Genomic DNA, 18673 nt, shown 5'->3' with positions numbered 1-18673 from the left:
GTCAGGTCCCTTCCGTCGTCACTTGGCCGTGGCGGCCGGCGCGTCTTCGCCGAGAAGCTTGCCGTCCGAGGTCTCGAACTGCTTCTTGAAGTCCGCGATGCCGTCGGCGATGGCGGTGAGCGTGTCGTCCGACATCTTGCCGCCCTCCTTGATGGAGGTCATGAGGCCCTGCTCCTTGCGGTGCAGATACTCCAGGAGCTCCTTCTCGAAGCGGCGGATGTCGTTGACCGGGACGTCGTCCATCTTGCCGGTGGTACCGGCCCACACGGAGACGACCTGGTCCTCGGTCGGCATCGGCTGGTACTGAGCCTGCTTGAGCAGCTCGACCAGACGCTGACCGCGCTCCAGCTGCGCCTTCGACGCGGCGTCCAGGTCGGAACCGAAGGCGGCGAACGCCTCCAGCTCACGGTACTGGGCGAGGTCGAGGCGCAGACGGCCGGAAACCTGCTTCATCGCCTTGTGCTGGGCGGAACCACCGACTCGGGAGACGGAGATACCGACGTTCAGCGCGGGGCGCTGACCGGCGTTGAAGAGGTCCGACTCCAGGAAGCACTGGCCGTCGGTGATGGAGATGACGTTGGTCGGGATGAACGCCGAGACGTCGTTGGCCTTGGTCTCGACGATCGGCAGACCGGTCATCGAGCCGGCGCCCAGCTCGTCGGAGAGCTTCGCGCAGCGCTCCAGCAGGCGGGAGTGCAGGTAGAAGACGTCACCCGGGTAGGCCTCACGGCCCGGCGGGCGGCGCAGCAGCAGGGACACGGCGCGGTAGGCGTCGGCCTGCTTCGAGAGGTCGTCGAAGATGATGAGGACGTGCTTGCCCTCGTACATCCACTGCTGACCGATGGCCGAACCGGTGTACGGCGCCAGGTACTTGAAGCCGGCCGGGTCGGACGCGGGGGCGGCGACGATGGTCGTGTACTCCAGCGCGCCGGCCTCTTCGAGGGCGCCACGCACGGAGGCGATGGTCGAGCCCTTCTGACCGATGGCGACGTAGACGCAGCGGACCTGCTTCTTCGGGTCGCCCGAGCGCCAGTTGTCGCGCTGGTTGATGATCGTGTCGACGGCCAGAGCGGTCTTGCCGGTCTGACGGTCACCGATGACCAGCTGACGCTGGCCACGGCCGATCGGGGTCATCGCGTCGACGGCCTTGTAGCCGGTCTCCATCGGCTCGTGCACCGACTTACGGGCCATGACGCCCGGGGCCTGCAGCTCAAGGGCGCGACGACCGCTGGTCTCGATCTCGCCGAGGCCGTCGATCGGGTTGCCGAGCGGGTCGACGACACGGCCGAGGTAGCCCTCGCCGACGGCCACGGAGAGGACCTCACCGGTACGGGAGACCGGCTGACCCTCCTCGATACCGCTGAACTCACCGAGGACGATGGCGCCGATCTCGCGCTCTTCCAGGTTGAGCGCGAGGCCGAGGGTGCCGTCCTCGAACTTCAGCAGTTCGTTGGCCATGGCCGAGGGCAGACCCTCGACCTTCGCGATGCCGTCGCCGGCAAGGGTGACCGTACCGACCTCCTCGCGCGAGGCCGCGTCCGGCTTGTACGACTGGACGAAGGTCTCCAGCGCGTCCCGGATCTCCTCCGGCCGGATCGTGAGCTCCGCCATCTGGGTTCCCTGCTCTCCTTGTTGGGCCCGAAGTTTCACTTTGGGGGTCTGGGGGCGACCCCCAGGATTCTTCATGTACGGCCCAACCAGGGCCGTCGTAAGTACGTACTGCTATGAAGTTGCTGCTAGCCCGCCAGGCGGCGGCCGGCGTCCTCGATGCGGTCCGCGATCGAGCCGTTGATGACCTCGTCGCCGACCTGCACCCGGATCCCGCCGACGACCTCGGGGTCCACGTCGAGGTTGAGGTGCATCGCGCGGCCGTAGAGCCTCGCCAGGGCACCGCCCAGACGCTGCTTCTGCTGGTCGCTCAGCGGAACCGCCGAGGTGACCACGGCCACCATGCGGTCCCGGCGCTCGGCGGCGAGCTTGGACAGGGACTCAAGTCCCGACTCCAGGCTACGTCCCCGGGGCGCGGCCACAAGGCGCGTCACCAGACGCTCGGTCGTCACGTCGGCACGGCCGCCGAGCAGGCTGCGCAGCAGCTCGCCCTTGGCGGAGGCCGTCGCGGCGCGGTTGGTCAGCGCGGCGCGCAGCTCGGTGTTCGAGGCGACAATCCGGCCGAACCGGAACAGCTCGTCCTCGACGTTGTCGAGCTTGCCCCGTCGCTGCGCGGCGGTGAGGTCGGCGAGGCTCGCCAGCTCCTCCAGCGCGTCCACCAGGTCGCGCGACTGCGACCAGCGGGAGCGCACCATGCCGGACACCAGGTCCGCGGCGGGGCCGCCGATCTGCGTGCCGATCAGGCGCTGGGCCAGTTCGGCCTTGGCCTCGCCGGCCTGCGCCGGGTCGGTCAGGACCCGACGCAGCGACACCTCGCGGTGGAGCAGCGCGGTGACGGCGGCCAGCTCGTCGGCGAGCGAGCCGGCGTCCACGGACGTGTTGTCCGTCAGCGCGTCGAGACGCTCGCGTGCGGCTGCCAGGGCCTCGCGGCTCGCTCCGTTCATCGCGCGGCCTCGGCCTTCTCCTCGAGGTCGTCGAGGAAGCGGTCGATCACGCGGCTCTGCCGGGCGTGGTCCTCAAGGGACTCACCGACCAGCTTGCCGGCCAGGTCGGTGGCGAGCTTGCCGACGTCCTGGCGCAGCGCGGAAGAGGCGGCCTTGCGGTCGGCCTCGATCTGCGCGTGACCGGCGGCGACGATCTCCTCGCGCTGCCGCTGGCCTTCCGCGCGCATCTCGGCGATGAGCGTGGCGCCCTGCTCCTGCGCCTCCTGGCGCAGTCGCGCGGCCTCGTGGCGGGCCTCCTGGAGCTGGGCCTTGTACTGCTCAAGGACGCTCTGGGCCTCGGTCTGCGCGGCCTCGGCCTTCTCGATACCGCCCTCGATGGCCTCGCGACGCTCTTCCAGAACCTTGTTGATGGTCGGGAGGAGCTTCTTGGCGAGGAAGCCGAAGACGATGACGAAGGCGATCAGGCCGATGACGAGCTCCGGCCACGGCGGAATGAGGGGATTCTCCTTCTCCGCCTCGGCCGCCAGCTGAACCAGTGCGTGGTTCACATCAGTGCCTTTCGTCGAATGGGGCTGTCGTCGTGGTTCGTCTTAGTAGACGAACGGCATGACGAGGCCGATGAGGGCCAGCGCCTCACAGAACGCGAAGCCGAGGATCTGGTTGGCGCGGATGAGGCCGGCAGCCTCGGGCTGGCGGGCGAGAGCCTGCGTGCCGTTACCGAAGATGATGCCGACGCCGACGCCCGGGCCGATCGCGGCGAGGCCGTAGCCGATGGAGCCGAGGTTGCCGTCGACCGCAGCAAGGGTCTGGAGAGCGGACATGCCGGTTCTTCCTTCTCTTTCAGTGACCGGTGGGGGTTGGCCACCGGATGTCTCTTGGGGTGTGGCGGGGCGGTGCTCAGTGGTGCTCGGCGAGCGCGCCCTGGATGAAGGTGCAGGTCAGGAGGACGAAGACATACGCCTGCACAGCCTGGATGAAGAGCTCGAAGGCCGTCATGATGATGACCATCACGAACGAGACGCCGGAGTAGGCGATGCCGATGCCGTTCAGCATGTACCAGCTGGCGATCGTGAAGAGCAGCAGCAGGGTGTGGCCGGCGAACATGTTCGCGAACAGTCGCACCGCGTGCGTGAACGGACGGACGATCAGGTTCGACGCGAACTCGATGGTCATCGACAGCGGGAGCACCGCGCCCAGCGACTTGTCGTAGCCGGTGAAGTTCTTGAAGGCCCCGACCACGCCGTGCCGCTTGAAGGTCAGTGAGACCCACAGGACGTAGACGATCGCGGCGAGGACCATCGGGTAGGCGATGATCGAGGTCACCGGGAAGGCGGCGACCGGGACGATCGACCAGAGGTTCATCACCCAGATGAAGAAGAACAGCGAGACGGCGAGCGGAACGTACTTCTCGCCCTCCTTCTTGCCGATCGTCTCGTAGACGATGCCTCGGCGGATGAAGTCGTAGCCGGCTTCGGCGACCATCTGGAGCTTGCCGGGGACGATCTTCGGGCGGGCGAACGCGGCCCAGAAGAAGCCGACGATGATGACCGAGCCGAGCAGGGCCAGCAGCATCGGCTTGTTGAAGTAGAAGCCGTTGCCGTCCGCGTCGCCCAGGAGCGGCTCGAACAGGAACGAGTGGAGGCCCGGAGCGACCGTGTCGAAGCCACACCCGTCGAACAGGTGACAGCTCGTGTCGAAAGCGAGCGTCTGCGTCGGGTCAGCACTCACCGCGGGCTCCTTCATCGTGGCGCATAGGAACGGCAACCTCGTTGTGTCGGCGCGGCGCATGACCGCGATTCGGCACGGGACTGGTGTAACGGATGTGGGGGCGGCCGGGGGGCATCGAGCCTCGCGTTCGAGCAGGCGTCAGCTCGGATGCCCGCGCCCGCGATGCCGCAGTTGGCACCGGACGATAGCAGGGTCTCTCAGTCGCATTTATCCCGGCCCTACCTCTCACGACGAGTGCCCCGTTTTTTCGGGCTTGGTGCCCGAATCGGGTTCGACGTAGAGGATCTTGGACTTCATGTGGGCGCGGGTCTGTGCGGCGATCCAGGTGAGAGTGCCGACGACCAGCGTGAGAGCGAAAGCCTTGGGATGGAACAGCGTGGTGTTCTTGAACGCCGCGACAAAGACGAACAGCAGCAGGATCTGAGCCGCGTAGAGCATCAGGCCCATCGCCTGGAAGAGGTGCGGAAGCGATTTGGCAGTGCGCTGCAGTACGTAAAGGCCGATTCCCATGAAGAGAATCACGATCAGCGTCGCCACACCCGCCCCGATCGCGCCCTTGCCACCGGCGACCACACCACTGACGACGGCAGCAACAGCGCCGACGGCAGCCGTGGGCACGGCAGCCTGAGCCAGGATCCGGACGTCGTTGGACGGCATGGCGGCAACTCCACTTTCAAAGGGGGAAGGGGTGTCGTCATGGACGAGCGTAGCCCCGGGCTGAGAGTGACCCTCACGCCAATGGACCGTCGCACTACGGCCCTTCGGCTCTGTCCCGGGTTCTCGTGAACCGTATCACAAACTATTTGATGCGGTCTTTACCTAGAAGGTGTGCTCGCTGTCACACATGAGAGTGAAGGCGCACGTCTGTGCAGAAACGCGGTCGACTTGTCTGGTATAAGGGCGGTTTGCCGCCCCGTTGAACTCCCACGTGATGGCAATGCTTTAGTCAGATTCTTACCTTGGGCGTCAGCGCGACGATCCGGCCTTACGCCTCTCCGGCACGCGCGAACGGGCACCCAGAGCGGTCGCACCGTTGACTCCCGCCACTCCCACGGCGACCGGGGCGCGCTGTTCGGCCTCCATGGCGTCCACGGTCTCCGAGACCACGGGACGCCTGCGGCGGTAGCGCGGCGGCACGATGTGCTGGGCCCACATCGGGGCACGCGGGGTGAAGCGCGGCAGCAGGAGCAGTACGAGCCCGAGCGCGCTGAGGATCACGACGCCGAGCACGATCCACATGGACGCGGAGTTCACCGAGTAGGTGAGCGAGCCGAACGCGATCAGCGCCGCCCAGAAGTACATGATCCACACCGCCCGGCTGTGCGAGTGCCCGACCTCCAGGAGCCGGTGGTGCAGATGGCCCCGGTCGGCGGCGAACGGCGACTGGCCGCGCCAGGTGCGGCGCACGATCGCAAGGATCAGGTCGGCGGCCGGCACCGCGATGATCGTCAGCGGCAGCAGCAGCGGGATGTAGACGGGAACCGTCTGGTGCACGGCCGCCTTCTCGGACCCGGCGAACAGCTTGAGCGCGTCCGGGTCGATCTGGCCCGTGATGGAGATCGCGCCCGCCGCGAGGACCAGGCCGATGAGCATCGAGCCGGAGTCGCCCATGAAGATCCGCGCCGGGTGCATGTTGTGCGGCAGGAAGCCCAGGCACATACCCATCAGGATCGCCGAGAACAGCGTGGCCGGAGCGGCTGCCTCGATGCCGTACGAGTACCAGATCCGGTAGGCGTACAGGAAGAACGCCGCCGCCGCGATGCCCACCATGCCGGCCGCGAGGCCGTCGAGGCCGTCGACGAAGTTCACCGCGTTGATGGTGATGACGACGAGCGCCACCGTCAGCAGGGTGCCCTGCCACTGGGTCAGCGCGACCGAGCCGACGCTCGGGATGGGCAGCCACAGGATCGTCAGACCCTGCATGACCATCACACCCGCGGCGATCATCTGGCCGCCGAGCTTGATCAGGGCGTCGATCTCGAACTTGTCGTCCAGGACGCCGATCAGCCAGATCAGGGCGGCGCCGGAGAGCAGCGCGCGCGGTTCGTTCGACTTCTCGAAGACCTCGCTGAGGTTGGTCAGGTGGTCGGCGACCAGCAGGCCCGCGCACAGTCCGAAGAACATGGCGATACCGCCGAGCCGCGGAGTCGGTTCCCGGTGCACGTCACGGGCCCTGATCTCCGGCATCGCTCCGGCCACGATCGCGAACTTCCGTACCGGCCCTGTCAGCAGATACGTCACCGCGGCCGTGATGCAGAGCGTCAGCAGGTATTCACGCACGGGCTTCCCCACAGGTCTCGCTGGCCATCTCAGCACCACACCCTAGCGACGCTCGCATATGGTTGTGGACTTCCGGGTAGAGCCGATGGTTGCACGTGTGGCTGTGCACCCCGGTGCGACTACCCCCGCTCAGGCCGGATACGGCGGAAATCCGCCGACGAGATCCCGCACTTCTTCACGAGCCCTCGCGGTCTCCGTCTCCCCCCGCAGCACCCCCACCAGCAGTGCGGCGATCCGCGCCATCTCCTTCTCCACCATGCCCTGTGTGGTCACGGCGGCCGTGCCCAGGCGCAGCCCGCGGGCGTCCGCGTGCGGCAGCGCACAGCAGTCGAGCACCATCCCGGCGGCCGCGAGCCGACCGCGCGCGGTCCGTCCGTCGACGCCGAGGGGCGACGGGTCCGCCGTCACCAGATGGGTGTCGGTCCCGCCGGTGGTCACGACGAGCCCCTCCCTCGCGAGCCCCGCCGCGAGAACCCGGGCGTTGGCGACCACCTGATGCGCGTAGGCGCTGAACGCCGGCGTCGCCGCCTCGCCGAACGCGACGGCCTTGGCGGCGATGGTGTGCATCTGCGCGCCGCCCTGCGTGAACGGGAAGACGGCCCGGTCGACCCGCTCGGCCAGCTCGCTCCCGCACAGGATCATCCCGCCGCGGGGGCCACGCAGCACCTTGTGCGTGGTGGCGCAGACGACATCGGCGTACGGCACCGGACTGGGCGCCGCTCCCCCGGCGACGAGCCCGATGGGGTGGGCGGCGTCGGCGATGAGATACGCGCCCACCTCGTCCGCCACCTCCCGGAAGAAGGCGTAGTCGATGTGCCGGGGGTAGGCGATGGAACCGCACACGATGGCCTTGGGCCGGTGGTTGCGGGCCAGGGCGCGCATCTGCTCGTGGTCGATGATCCCGGTCTCCGCGTCGACGCCGTAGGGGACGAAGTCGAACCAGCGGCCGGAGAAGTTGGCGGGCGAGCCGTGGGTGAGATGACCGCCGTCGGGCAGGCCGAGGGCGAGGACGGTGTCGCCGGGGCGCAGCAGGGCGGCGTAGGCGGCGAGGACGGCCGACGACCCGGAGTGCGACTGCACGTTGGCGTGCTCGGCGCCGAACAGCGACTTCGCCCTTCCCACCGCGAGCCGCTCGGCGACGTCGACGATCTCGCAGCCGCCGTGGTGCCGGGCGCCCGGATAGCCCTCGGCGTACTTGTTGGCCAGCGGCGAGCCGAGCGCGGCCAGCACCGCGGGCGAGCAGAAGTTCTCGGCCGCGATCAGCTGCAACGACGACGACTGCCGGTCGAGTTCCCCGAGCAGGATCTCGGCCAGCTCGGGGTCCTGCCGCCGCAGGACGTCGGCGGTCTCTGGGGCATGGGTGACCGACATGGTGGACTCCGGGCGTCGACGGTGACGTAACGTCCAATGTAGGCCGAGCGCCCTGAAGGGGCGCGGGGAACTGCGCGACCAGCCACGACGGACCGCGGCCGCACGACGGCGCAACGCGGCGCCCCGGTCCACCTGACCGGCGCTCAGGTCTTCGCCGGTACCCCGGTCAGCGCCGTCACCACCGGATCCAGCGCCTCGTTTATCTCGTCCCCGATCGAGCGGAAGAAGGTCAGCGGGGCGCCGTACGGGTCGAAGACCTCGTCGGCCTCGGCGGTGGGGGCCAGGAGCCACCCGCGTAGCGCCGCCGCCGCGCGGACCAGGGCGCGGGCGCGGATCACCAGGCCGTCCTCCAGGGGCGGCAGGGTCGCCGGGTCTATCGCCTTCACCAGGCGGGTGAACTCCTTCAGGGTGAAGGTGCGCAGGCCCGCGGAGTGGCCCATCGAGATGACCTGCTGACGGTGGTCGCGGGTGGCGGTCAGAACCAGGTCGGCCATGATCACGTGCTCGTCGAGGAGCTCGCGTCCGGTGAAGCCGGAGGCGTCCGCGCCGAAATCGGCCAGGACCGCCTCCGCGTTGGCCTCCATGGGCGCGCCCTCATGCCCCCAGGTCCCCGCGCTCTCCACGACCAGGCCGCCCCACAGCGGGTCGCCGAGCCGGTCCGCCAGGGCATGCCGGGTCAGCCGCTCGGTGATCGGCGAGCGGCACACGTTGCCGGTGCTGACGTGGAGGATGCGGAAGCTGTCGAGCGGAAGCCCCGTGAAGGTCCGCGTCTCTTCCCCGTCCCATATGCCACGCCCCGCGTCAGGGGCCGTCAATTCGCCACCTCGAGGTCGGGTACGACCTTCCTGAGCTCTTCCGCGGAGATCGCGCCCGCGCGCAGCAGCAGGGGCACCTCGCGGGTGACGTCGACGATCGAGGACGGCACGTTGCCCGGGGTCGGGCCGCCGTCGAGGTAGACGGAGACCGAGTCGCCGAGCATCTCCTGGGCGGCGTCGCAGTCCTCCGGCGACGGGTGACCCGTCAGGTTCGCGGAGGACACGGCCATGGGGCCGACCTCGGTCAGCAGCTCGATGGCGACCGGGTGCAGTGGCATGCGCACGGCGACCGTGCCCCGGGTGTCGCCCAGGTCCCACTGGAGGGACGGCTGGTGCTTGGCGACCAGGGTGAGCGCTCCCGGCCAGAAGGCGTCGACCAGCTCCCAGGCCAGCTCGGAGAAGTCGGTGACGAGACCGTGGAGGGTGTTCGGGGAGCCGATCAGCACGGGGGTGGGCATGTTGCGGCCCCGGCCCTTGGCCTCCAGCAGGTCCTGGACGGCCTCCGAGGAGAACGCGTCGGCGCCGATGCCGTACACCGTGTCGGTCGGGAGGACCACGAGCTCGCCACGGCGGACGGCGGACGCGGCTTCGCGCAGACCGGTCGTGCGGTCGGTCGCGTCGTTGGTGTCGTATCGCCGTGCCATATCTAGCGGGCCTCCTCGTACACGTACTGCTCTGAAGTCTTCCGGAAGTGGCTCACGGCAGCGCCTTGCGGGCCGTCGCGAACCGGGGGCGGTTGTTGAGGTCCGGGTGGTCGGCCGCGTCGGCCCAGCCCCGCTCCTCGGTGAAGATCCACGGCACCTGACCGCCCTGGGTGTCGGCGTGCTCGATGACGACGACACCGCCGGGGCGCAGCAGCCGGTGCGCGGTCCGTTCCAGACCGCGGATGAGGTCGAGGCCGTCCTCCCCCGAGAACAGGGCGAGTTCGGGATCGTAGTCCCGCGCCTCGGGAGCGACGTACTCCCACTCGGTCAGCGGGATGTAGGGCGGGTTGGAGATGACCAGGTCGACATGGCCGTCGAGGTCGGGGAAGGCGTCGAGGGCGTTGCCCTGCCGCAGATCGACCCGCGATCCCTCCACGTTCTTACGGGTCCACCGCAGCGCTTCCTCGGACAGCTCCACGGCGTGCACGCGGGAGCGCGGCACCTCCTGGGCGAGGGCGAGCGCGATGGCGCCCGAGCCGGTGCACAGATCGACGATGCGGGGCTCGACGACGTCCATCGCGCGTACGGCGTCTATGGCCCAGCCGACCACGGACTCGGTCTCGGGACGCGGCACGAACACCCCGGGGCCCACCTGGAGTTCGAGGTACCGGAAGTAGGCGAGCCCGGTGATGTGCTGGAGCGGCTCGCGCTGCTCACGGCGCGCGATGGTCTCCCAGTAGCGGGCGTCGAAGTCCGCGTCCTTCACGGAGTGCAGCTCGCCCCGCTTCACACCGTGCACGAACGCGGCGAGCTCCTCCGCGTCGTTGCGCGGCGAGGGCACGCCGGCGTCGGCCAGCCGCTGGGTGGCCTGGGCCACCTCTGCGAGCAGCAGGTTCACGCAAGTCCTCCGTGTCGTACTCGGTCGAGCGTACGTGCCTCTTTCGCGGCCTTTACGCGTGCCTTTACCCGTACCTTTACGCGGCCGCCAGCTTCGCCGCCGAGTCCGCGTCGACGCAGGCCTGGATCACCGCGTCGAGGTCGCCGTCCAGGACCTGGTCCAGGTTGTACGACTTGAAGCCGACGCGGTGGTCCGAGATGCGGTTCTCCGGGAAGTTGTACGTACGGATCTTCTCGGAGCGGTCGACAGTGCGGACCTGGCTGCGGCGGGCGTCGGCGGCCTCCCGCTCCGCTTCCTCCTGCGCCGCCGCGAGCAGCCTGGAGCGCAGGATACGCAAGGCCTGCTCCTTGTTCTGCAGCTGGCTCTTCTCGTTCTGGCAGGAGGCGACGACTCCGGTGGGAATGTGCGTGATGCGCACGGCGGAGTCGGTCGTGTTGACGGACTGTCCGCCGGGCCCGGAGGAGCGGTAGACGTCGATGCGGAGGTCGTTGGGGTTGATCTCGACGTCGACCTCCTCGGCCTCGGGGGTGACCAGCACACCGGCCGCGGAGGTGTGGATACGGCCCTGGGACTCGGTCGCCGGCACCCGCTGCACACGGTGCACACCGCCCTCGTACTTGAGGCGGGCCCACACGCCCTGGCCGGGCTCGGTCGCGCCCTGGCCGCCCTTGGTCTTCACGGCGACCTGGACGTCCTTGTAGCCGCCCAGTTCGGACTCGGTGGCGTCGATGATCTCGGTCTTCCAGCCGACGCGCTCGGCGTAGCGGAGATACATGCGCAGCAGGTCGCCTGCGAAGAGCGCGGACTCGTCGCCGCCTGCGCCCGCCTTGATCTCCAGGATCACGTCCTTGTCGTCGCTGGGGTCGCGCGGTACGAGAAGAAGCCGCAGCTTCTCCGTCAGCTCCTCGCGCGTCCGCTCCAGCTCCTTGACCTCGGCCGCGAAGTCCGGGTCGTCCGCGGCGAATTCCTTGGCCGTGTCGACGTCGTCGCCGGTCTGCTTCCAGGAGCGGTACGTGGCGACGATCGGGGTGAGCTCGGCGTAGCGCTTGTTCAGCTTGCGCGCGTTGGCCTGGTCGGCGTGGACCGACGGGTCGGCGAGCTTCGTCTCCAGGTCGGCGTGCTCACCGACGAGTTCCTCGACGGCCTCGAACATCTCAGGGCTCCTGTACTGCGGATGAAGGGGGAAGGCGGGCGACCAAAAACGCCGGTCCCGGTGCGCCCTGGAAGGGGGCGCGACCGTGGACCGGCGAAATGGAGCTCGCTACTTCTTGGCAGCAGCCTTGCCGAAGCGGGCCTCGAAGCGGGCCACACGGCCACCGGTGTCGAGGATCTTCTGCTTGCCCGTGTAGAACGGGTGGCACTCGGAGCAGACCTCGGCGCGGATGGCGCCGCTCTCGATCGTGCTGCGGGTGGTGAACGACGCGCCACAGGTGCAGCTGACCTGCGTCTCGACGTACTCGGGGTGGATGTCGCGCTTCAAGGTGTCTCCTAGTTTCGGGAGGGCGCCGGGTCGCCACCGCGGGTTGCGGGGGCGTGAACCGGGGCCGACGTACCAGTCTGCCAGGACTGGCCGCATCCCCCAAAACGAGGGGGCACCGCGATCTATTCCTCAGGACGTCACAACACCCTTTGCCTGGCCCGTGGCGTTGCCTTCCGTGGCCGACTCGGGGATCACCCGGTCGTCCTCCAGGGCCGTCCAGATCTGCTTGGCCTTGGTCTCTCGGACGAGCACGCGGTTCGGGTCGGCCGGGTCGTACTGGACCGGCATCGTGACCATGGTCATGTTCGCGGGGCTGATGCCCTTGAGGCCGCTCGCGAAGGAGACCAGGGAGTTCACCGAGCCGAGGTCGGAGTCGGTGGTGACGGTCTTCGTGGCGGTGTCGGCGAGGTCGTACAGCTTCTTGGGGCTGGTCAGCACGCCGAGGCTCTTGACCTGTTTGACCAGCGCCTTGATGAAGGCCTGCTGGAGTTGGATACGGCCGAGGTCGGAGCCGTCGCCGACGCCGTGCCGGGTGCGGACGAGACCGAGGGCCTGCTCACCGGTGAGCTTGTGCGTGCCGGCCTTCAGGTCGAGATGGCTGTCGGTGTCCTTGATGTTCTTGGTCGTGGTGACCGTGACCCCGCCGAGCTCGTCGACCAGCTTCTCGAAGCCGCTGAAGTCGACCTCCAGGTAGTGGTCCATGCGGATGCCGGTCAGGGACTCGACGGTCTTCACCGCGCAGGTCGCGCCGCCGGTGGAGTACGCGGAGTTGAACATGACGTCCGAGGCGGCGTCGTGCTCGGTGCCCTCGGTGTCGGTGCACTCGGGGCGGTCGATCAGGGTGTCGCGCGGGATGGAGACCACGGTGGCCTTCTTGTGGCCCTCGTAGACGTGGACGATCATCGCGGTGTCGGAGCGGGCGCTGCCGTCGTCGGTGCCGCCGCCGAGCTTCTTGTTGGAGCCGGAGCGGGTGTCCGAGCCGAGGACGAGGATGTTCTCGGAGCCGTTGTCGACCTTCGTGGGCCGGGCGCTGCCGAGGGCCTGGTCGATGTCGACGCTCTTGATGTTGCCGTTGAGCTTGAAGTACAGGTAGCCGGCTCCGGTGCCGCCCAGCACCACGATCCCCGCGGCGACCCAGGCCGTGATCAGCAGGCCCTTGCGTCCCTTGCTGCGGGGCTTTCGGCGGCGTCCCTTGCCACCCGGTTTCCCGGGTATCGGCGTGCTCTCGGCTGACATGTGCTCCTCGAATCTCGTCCGGTCGGTTACCCCCTGCTTTCAGGGTCAGACGTGGTCACAAAAAGACCCGTACCGCACCATGCTCGCTCCGCCTGGTCAGACGGCGAAACTTGAGAAAGGGTTGCACAACGTGCTGTGACCACCACGTGAAGCAGTGGTCACAGCACGTGACGGAAACCTCAGGGCGAGCCTCGCTCACCAGCGGTTTCAGCCAAAGATGTCGTACTGCTGGAAACCGGTACCAACACTGATCCTTGTGGCAAAGATCTCGCTGGTCGCCTTGCCGGTGCCCTTGTAGAGGTAGAGCGTGCCGCCCGCGGTGCGGGCCAGCAGGTCGGCCCTGCCGTCGCCGGTGATGTCGCCGACGGCGTCGAAGGCGTTGTAGCCGCTCCAGTTGGTGCGCACCTTGACCCGGGCCGCGAAGACGCCCGTTCCGGACTTGCCGGTGCCCTTGTACAGGTAGAGGTCGCCGGTGCTCTTGTTGCGGGCGAGCACGTCCGCCTTGCCGTCGCCGGTGAAGTCTCCGTGGCCGAGCAGCTGGTTGTACTGGCTCCAGCCGCCGCCGACCCTGACCCGGGTCGCGAAGCTGCCGTCGCCCTTGCCCGGGTAGATCCACAGCACGCCCGCGGAGTCCACGGAGAGCAGGTCGGGCTTGTAGTCCCCGGTGACGTCGCCGGGGGTGACGATCCGGGTGCGGGTCCTCCAGTCGGTGAAGACCTTCTTCGGGTCGGCCCAGGTCTGGGTGGACGGCACGTACCGCAGCCAGTAGACGTCACCGGTGGCGGAGACGCGGTACATGAGGTCCTGGTAGCCGTCCCGGTTGAGGTCGGTCTGCCGGACGAGGTTCACCCCGTTCCAGTCGCCCCAGGACTGCCGGGCGGCGAGGGTGGTGCCCTTGGAGTCCAGTTCGTAGCCGACCTTGGTGGAGGACTTGCGCACCCACAGATCGGCCTTGTGGTCGAAGCTGAGGTTGGTGTCGTCGACGCGCGGGTAGGCGGCGCCGACGTACTTGCTGACCTTGGTGAAGACGCTGTAGGCGCCCTTGGCGACGCAGTCCGTGACGTTCCAGGAGACCACGCCGACGATCCGGCCGTTCACGACGAGCGGGCCGCCGGAGTCACCGCTGCAGATCGCGGTCGTACCGGAGTCGCTGCCGCTGGCGGGGTTCCCCGCGCAGACCATGTGTCCCTTGATGAACCAGGAGCCGTAGGCCGCGGCGCAGGTCGTGTCCGACTTGATGGGCAGCGTGGCCGTCTTCAGCGTCTCGGAGACGGCGTCACTGGTGGAGCTGGTACGGCCCCAGCCGTAGACCTTGGCGGCCTTGGCACCGGCAGTCGCGGGGTCGTAGGAGGCCGTGTCCGTGGACGTCGTCATCCGGATCGGGGTGGCCTTGACGGGGGCCGCCAGGGTCAGCACCGCGATGTCGTTGTCGATGGTGTCCGCGTTGTACGACGGGTGGTACCACTGGCGCAGCACGGCCGTCGCGGTGCCGCCGTGCAGGTCGCCGTCCTCGGAGGGCAGTTGGGTGGCCCCGGTCACCACGGCGCCGCCCTTGGCCCAGTCGGCGCCCTTGACGCAGTGCGCGGCGGTGAGGATCTTCGTCGGGGCGACGACGGCACCACCGCAGAAGAAGCCGGTGTCGTCGCTGGTGTCCGTGGTGCCCTGATCGTCGGTGTACCAGAGCTGAGCCATCCACGGCGCCGAGGAGATCGTGGTCGTGGTGCCGCCGATGACCATCGGCGAGATGCTGCTGTCGACGGCCGGGCTGCTCGCCGTCGTCCTCGACGGCCGGGTCACCGCTCCGGAGCCGTCGTCGGCCGCCATAGCGGCGAAGACCCGCTTCTCCAGCTCGGCCTGCGAGGGTGAGGCGGAGGCCACGGCCCGCGGCTCGGGATCGGGCGTCACGGTGGCGGCGTTCGCCGACGTGGTCACCAGCGCGGCGGCCACGGCGACGGGCAGGGCGATCCGGAAACGGCGTCTGTGGCGCCCGGCGCCTCCGGACATGCGTATGCCCATGCAAGTCCCCCCTAGGGATCAGAAGTTCAGAGATCGAAAATTCGACCGAAGAGCGTGATCGTAAACCAGAAGGGGCCGCCCCCTGTTACCAGGGGGCGGCCCGTTTTCCGAACGTTCGACCTCAGTCGCCGTTGCCCGGCGTCGGCGTCGTCTTCTGGATCTGCATCAGGAACTCGGCGTTCGACTTCGTCTGCTTCATCTTGTCGAGAAGCAGCTCGACCGCCTGCTGCTGGTCGAGGGCGTGCAGCACCCGGCGCAGCTTCCATACGATCCCGAGCTCGTCGGGAGCGAGCAGGATCTCTTCCTTACGGGTACCGGACGCGTCGACGTCCACCGCGGGGAAGATGCGCTTGTCGGCGAGCTTCCGGTCGAGCTTGAGCTCGGCGTTGCCGGTGCCCTTGAACTCCTCGAAGATGACCTCGTCCATGCGGGACCCGGTGTCCACCAGCGCGGTGGCGAGGATGGTCAGCGAGCCGCCGTCCTCGATGTTGCGGGCCGCACCGAAGAAGCGCTTCGGCGGGTACAGGGCGGTCGAGTCGACACCACCGGACAGGATGCGGCCGGAGGCGGGCGCGGCGAGGTTGTACGCACGGCCCAGACGCGTGATGGAGTCGAGCAGCACGACGACGTCGTGGCCCAGCTCCACCAGACGCTTGGCGCGCTCGATGGCGAGCTCGGCGACCGTGGTGTGGTCCTCGGCCGGGCGGTCGAAGGTCGAGGAGATGACCTCGCCCTTGACCGACCGCTGCATGTCGGTGACCTCTTCCGGACGCTCGTCGACCAGGACGACCATCAGGTGGCACTCGGGGTTGTTGTGCGTGATCGCGTTGGCGATCGCCTGCATGATCATGGTCTTGCCGGTCTTCGGCGGGGCCACGATCAGACCACGCTGGCCCTTACCGATCGGCGCGACGAGGTCGATGATGCGGGTGGTGAGGATGCCGGGGTCCGTCTCCAGGCGGAGGCGGTCCTGCGGGTACAGCGGGGTCAGCTTGTTGAACTCCGGGCGGCCACGGCCGTGTTCGGGCGCCATGCCGTTGACGGAGTCGAGACGCACCAGCGCGTTGAACTTCTCGCGCCGCTCGCCTTCCTTGGGCTGACGGACCGCACCGGTGATGTGGTCACCCTTGCGCAGACCGTTCTTGCGGACCTGGGCGAGGGAGACGTACACGTCGTTGGGGCCCGGCAGGTAGCCCGACGTACGGATGAAGGCGTAGTTGTCGAGGATGTCCAGGATGCCCGCGACCGGGATCAGGACGTCGTCCTCGTTGATCTGCGGCTCGGCGCCACCGATCTCGTCGCGGCCGCGACGGCCCCGGCGGTCCCGGTAACGGCCCCGACGGCCGCGGCGGCCGCCCTCGAAGTCGTCGTCGTCCTGCGGGCCGTTGTCGCGCTGCTGGCGGTCCTGACGGTCCTGACGGCCGCCGCCCTGCTGCTGGTTCTGCTGCTGGCGCTGACCGCCCTGGCCCTGCTGGTCGTCGCTCTTGCGACGGTCACCGCGCTCGGCACGGTCCCCGCGGTCCCGGCCGCGGTCCCGGCGGTCGCGGCGGCCACGGCCGTCGCCGTCACCGGCGTCGCCCTGCGGCTGCTGCTGCGCGGGCGTCTCGGCCTTGGGCTCGCTCTTCGCCTCGGCCACGATCGTCTCGGCGCTGCCCGCCGGGGCACCGGCCTCGGCGGTCGCGCGGCGACGGCGGCGCTCGACGGGGGCGTCCTCCGCCGCACGCTCGGTCTCGACGGCGCGGGCCGGCTGACCGGGGATCTCGATCTGCTGCTGGGCCACGGCCTTCTCGGCGGGGGCCTCGGCCTTCGCCTCCGCCTTCTTCTCGGCGGCATCGCCCGTACGGGCCTTGGAGGTGGCGCGGCGCTTCGGCTTGGTCTCGGTGGCGTCCCCGGCGGGTGAGGACCCGGCCTTGGCAGCCGCGGCACCTCCCCCGGCCTGCGCCTCCTTGATGACCTCGATCAGCTGGCTCTTGCGCATACGCGCGGTGCCCTTGATGCCGAGGCCGGATGCGACCTGCTGCAGTTCGGCCAGCACCATGCCCTCAAGGCCGGTACCGCGGCGCCGCCGGGAGCCGGCACCGGTGGCAGGCGCGGAGGCGTCCGTGGCGGGCGCGGCAGCGGTCTCCTCGACACGTGCGCCCATCAGATCGGTGGTGTCGCTCACGAAGGGTCCTTCCCTGGAGCGGACGTCGGCCTGTCTGGCTCGGCGACCGGTTGTGCTGTCCGACGTCGGTCCCATCCTTGTGGACCGTGCCGGGGCGGTGGTCCGCCTGAGTGGCGGAGGAATGTGGTGACGGCGCTTCCGAGAGCCGTGACACTGAGTGTCTGTGTCACGTGGCCTGGTCGCACCGGTTCCGGAGCATGCCCGGCAAGTCGCTCAGTGCCCGCGTACGAGGTACTGCCCATGTACGTCGTACGGAACGCAGTGCGGCTTGGGAGGCTCCCGGAAGAATGTCTGTCCCGGACGGGGACGTGAAGCACCTCGCCATGGTGGGGTCGGGTGCAGACTTGAGATTAACACTACCGGATCCAACAAACATTCCCCCTCTCGAAATCCGGCACACGCCGGACTTCAGATGTCACTGGCCGCCGCGAGCGGCAGCACGCTCGCGCCCTGGGCGTCGAGGTCAAGCCGGTTTGCTGCCCAGCCCGCGCCCGCCAGATGGGCCACCTTGTCGGCGCTGTCACCGTCGACCAGCGCGAGCACGGTGGGCCCCGCTCCTGAGATGACTGCCGGGACTCCGTCGGCCCGCAGCCGCTCCACCAGCGCGGCGCTCTCCGGCATGGCGGGAGCGCGGTACTCCTGGTGGAGACGGTCCTCGGTGGCCGGCAGCAGCAGCTCGGGGCGCCTGGTGAGGGCCTCGACGAGCAGCGCGGCACGGCCGGCGTTGGCGGCGGCGTCGACGTGCGGCACGGTGCGCGGAAGCAGGCCGCGCGCGGTCTCGGTCAGGACCGGCTTGCCGGGCACGAAAACCACCGGAACGATGGAATCGGCGGGCTCCAGCCTGATCGCCCGGGCCGCTCCGGCCTCCATCCAGGCGATCGTGAAACCGCCCAGCAGGCAGGGGGCCACATTGTCGGGGTGGCCCTCGATCTCGGTGGCCAGCTCCAGGAGCGCGGTGTCGTCGAGACGGGTTTCGCCACCTATGGTCACGGCACGCGCAGCGACGATGCCGGCGCAGATGGCGGCCGAGGAGGAACCCATGCCGCGGCCGTGCGGGATGCGGTTGGCGCAGACGATCTCCAGGCCGCGCGGCTGGCCGCCCAGCAGGTCGAAGGCGGTGCGCAGGGAGCGTACGAGGAGGTGCTTCTCGTCGCGCGGGAGCGTCTCGCTCCCCTCCCCCGCGATGTCGATGTGCAGCCCTGAGTCGGCCACCCGGACGACCACGTCGTCGTAGAGCCCCAGCGAGAGGCCGAGGGCGTCGAAGCCCGGACCGAGGTTGGCGCTGGTGGCGGGGACGCGCACCCGGACGGCGGCGGCACGGAAGGCGGGACCGGCCATCTCTCGATGACTCTCCTTGAGCTGCGTGATTGTCGAAGACATTCGATAGGTACCTGAAGCCCCTCAGGCCGCGGAGACTAAGCGGCTCCCTGCCATGCGCGGAGGCATATGCAGCGGGCGGGTTCAGTACAGCCTATCGAAGGAAGGTTCT

17 protein-coding genes are annotated in these 18673 nt (G+C 68.9%); all 17 read right to left on the bottom strand.

Going from position 1 to position 18673, the window contains the following annotated elements:
• Window positions 1-18 precede the first annotated feature (18 nt).
• The 17 genes from atpA to thrB all read right to left on the bottom strand — a co-directional run bounded on the left by atpA (window position 19) and on the right by thrB (window position 18522).
• Window positions 19-1611 carry a F0F1 ATP synthase subunit alpha gene (atpA, locus tag ACI2L1_RS02445; RefSeq protein WP_404737456.1) on the bottom strand — a complete coding sequence of 531 codons (1593 nt, stop codon included), beginning with the start codon at window positions 1609-1611 and terminating at the stop codon, window positions 19-21.
• A gap of 125 nt (window positions 1612-1736) precedes the next feature.
• Window positions 1737-2552 carry a F0F1 ATP synthase subunit delta gene (locus tag ACI2L1_RS02440; RefSeq protein ID WP_404737455.1) on the bottom strand — a complete coding sequence of 272 codons (816 nt, stop codon included), beginning with the start codon at window positions 2550-2552 and terminating at the stop codon, window positions 1737-1739.
• Window positions 2549-3100 (bottom strand): F0F1 ATP synthase subunit B, encoded by a 552-nt coding sequence (locus ACI2L1_RS02435; RefSeq protein WP_404737454.1) that lies wholly within the window; start codon window positions 3098-3100, stop codon window positions 2549-2551. The genes ACI2L1_RS02440 and ACI2L1_RS02435 overlap by 4 nt, the downstream gene beginning before the upstream one ends.
• Window positions 3101-3142: 42 nt before the next feature.
• Window positions 3143-3373 carry an ATP synthase F0 subunit C gene (atpE, locus tag ACI2L1_RS02430; protein WP_103780068.1) on the bottom strand — a complete coding sequence of 77 codons (231 nt, stop codon included), beginning with the start codon at window positions 3371-3373 and terminating at the stop codon, window positions 3143-3145.
• Window positions 3374-3449: 76 nt separating this feature from the next.
• On the bottom strand, window positions 3450-4295 hold the full coding sequence (gene atpB, locus ACI2L1_RS02425; RefSeq protein WP_404737453.1) for a F0F1 ATP synthase subunit A: 846 nt from the start codon (window positions 4293-4295) through the stop codon (window positions 3450-3452).
• Between the two features lie 210 nt (window positions 4296-4505).
• Entirely contained in the window at window positions 4506-4937 is a 432-nt protein-coding gene (locus ACI2L1_RS02420; RefSeq protein ID WP_404737452.1) for a hypothetical protein, read from the bottom strand.
• Between the two features lie 309 nt (window positions 4938-5246).
• Window positions 5247-6560: an MraY family glycosyltransferase gene (locus ACI2L1_RS02415; RefSeq protein WP_404737451.1), complete on the bottom strand. Its 1314-nt coding sequence runs from the start codon at window positions 6558-6560 to the stop codon at window positions 5247-5249.
• 129 nt (window positions 6561-6689) lie between these two features.
• Entirely contained in the window at window positions 6690-7931 is a 1242-nt protein-coding gene (gene glyA / locus ACI2L1_RS02410; RefSeq protein ID WP_404737450.1) for a serine hydroxymethyltransferase, read from the bottom strand.
• A gap of 143 nt (window positions 7932-8074) precedes the next feature.
• Window positions 8075-8746, bottom strand: coding sequence for a protein-tyrosine-phosphatase (locus ACI2L1_RS02405; protein WP_404737449.1), 672 nt, complete (start codon window positions 8744-8746; stop codon window positions 8075-8077).
• Window positions 8743-9390, bottom strand: coding sequence for an L-threonylcarbamoyladenylate synthase (locus ACI2L1_RS02400; protein WP_404737448.1), 648 nt, complete (start codon window positions 9388-9390; stop codon window positions 8743-8745). The genes ACI2L1_RS02405 and ACI2L1_RS02400 overlap by 4 nt, the downstream gene beginning before the upstream one ends.
• 52 nt (window positions 9391-9442) lie before the next feature.
• On the bottom strand, window positions 9443-10288 hold the full coding sequence (gene prmC, locus ACI2L1_RS02395) for a peptide chain release factor N(5)-glutamine methyltransferase (RefSeq protein ID WP_404737447.1): 846 nt from the start codon (window positions 10286-10288) through the stop codon (window positions 9443-9445).
• Window positions 10289-10364: 76 nt separating this feature from the next.
• Window positions 10365-11441 (bottom strand): peptide chain release factor 1, encoded by a 1077-nt coding sequence (prfA, locus tag ACI2L1_RS02390; RefSeq protein WP_404737446.1) that lies wholly within the window; start codon window positions 11439-11441, stop codon window positions 10365-10367.
• A gap of 108 nt (window positions 11442-11549) precedes the next feature.
• Complete coding sequence (rpmE, locus tag ACI2L1_RS02385) at window positions 11550-11768, bottom strand: 50S ribosomal protein L31 (protein WP_404737445.1); 219 nt, start codon at window positions 11766-11768, stop codon at window positions 11550-11552.
• Window positions 11769-11897: 129 nt separating this feature from the next.
• Complete coding sequence (locus ACI2L1_RS02380; protein WP_404737444.1) at window positions 11898-13004, bottom strand: LCP family protein; 1107 nt, start codon at window positions 13002-13004, stop codon at window positions 11898-11900.
• A gap of 207 nt (window positions 13005-13211) precedes the next feature.
• Complete coding sequence (locus tag ACI2L1_RS02375; RefSeq protein ID WP_404737747.1) at window positions 13212-15008, bottom strand: trypsin-like serine protease; 1797 nt, start codon at window positions 15006-15008, stop codon at window positions 13212-13214.
• A 133-nt stretch (window positions 15009-15141) separates the two neighbouring features.
• Window positions 15142-17184, bottom strand: a complete 2043-nt coding sequence (rho, locus tag ACI2L1_RS02370) for a transcription termination factor Rho (protein ID WP_404737443.1) — start codon at window positions 17182-17184, stop codon at window positions 15142-15144.
• A gap of 408 nt (window positions 17185-17592) precedes the next feature.
• On the bottom strand, window positions 17593-18522 hold the full coding sequence (gene thrB / locus ACI2L1_RS02365; protein WP_404737442.1) for a homoserine kinase: 930 nt from the start codon (window positions 18520-18522) through the stop codon (window positions 17593-17595).
• Between the last annotated feature and the right edge of the window lie 151 nt (window positions 18523-18673).

This window comes from Streptomyces sp. NPDC019531 (assembly GCF_044903305.1).
Classification (GTDB): domain Bacteria; phylum Actinomycetota; class Actinomycetes; order Streptomycetales; family Streptomycetaceae; genus Streptomyces.
This window is presented reverse-complemented; position numbering and strand designations above follow the sequence as displayed.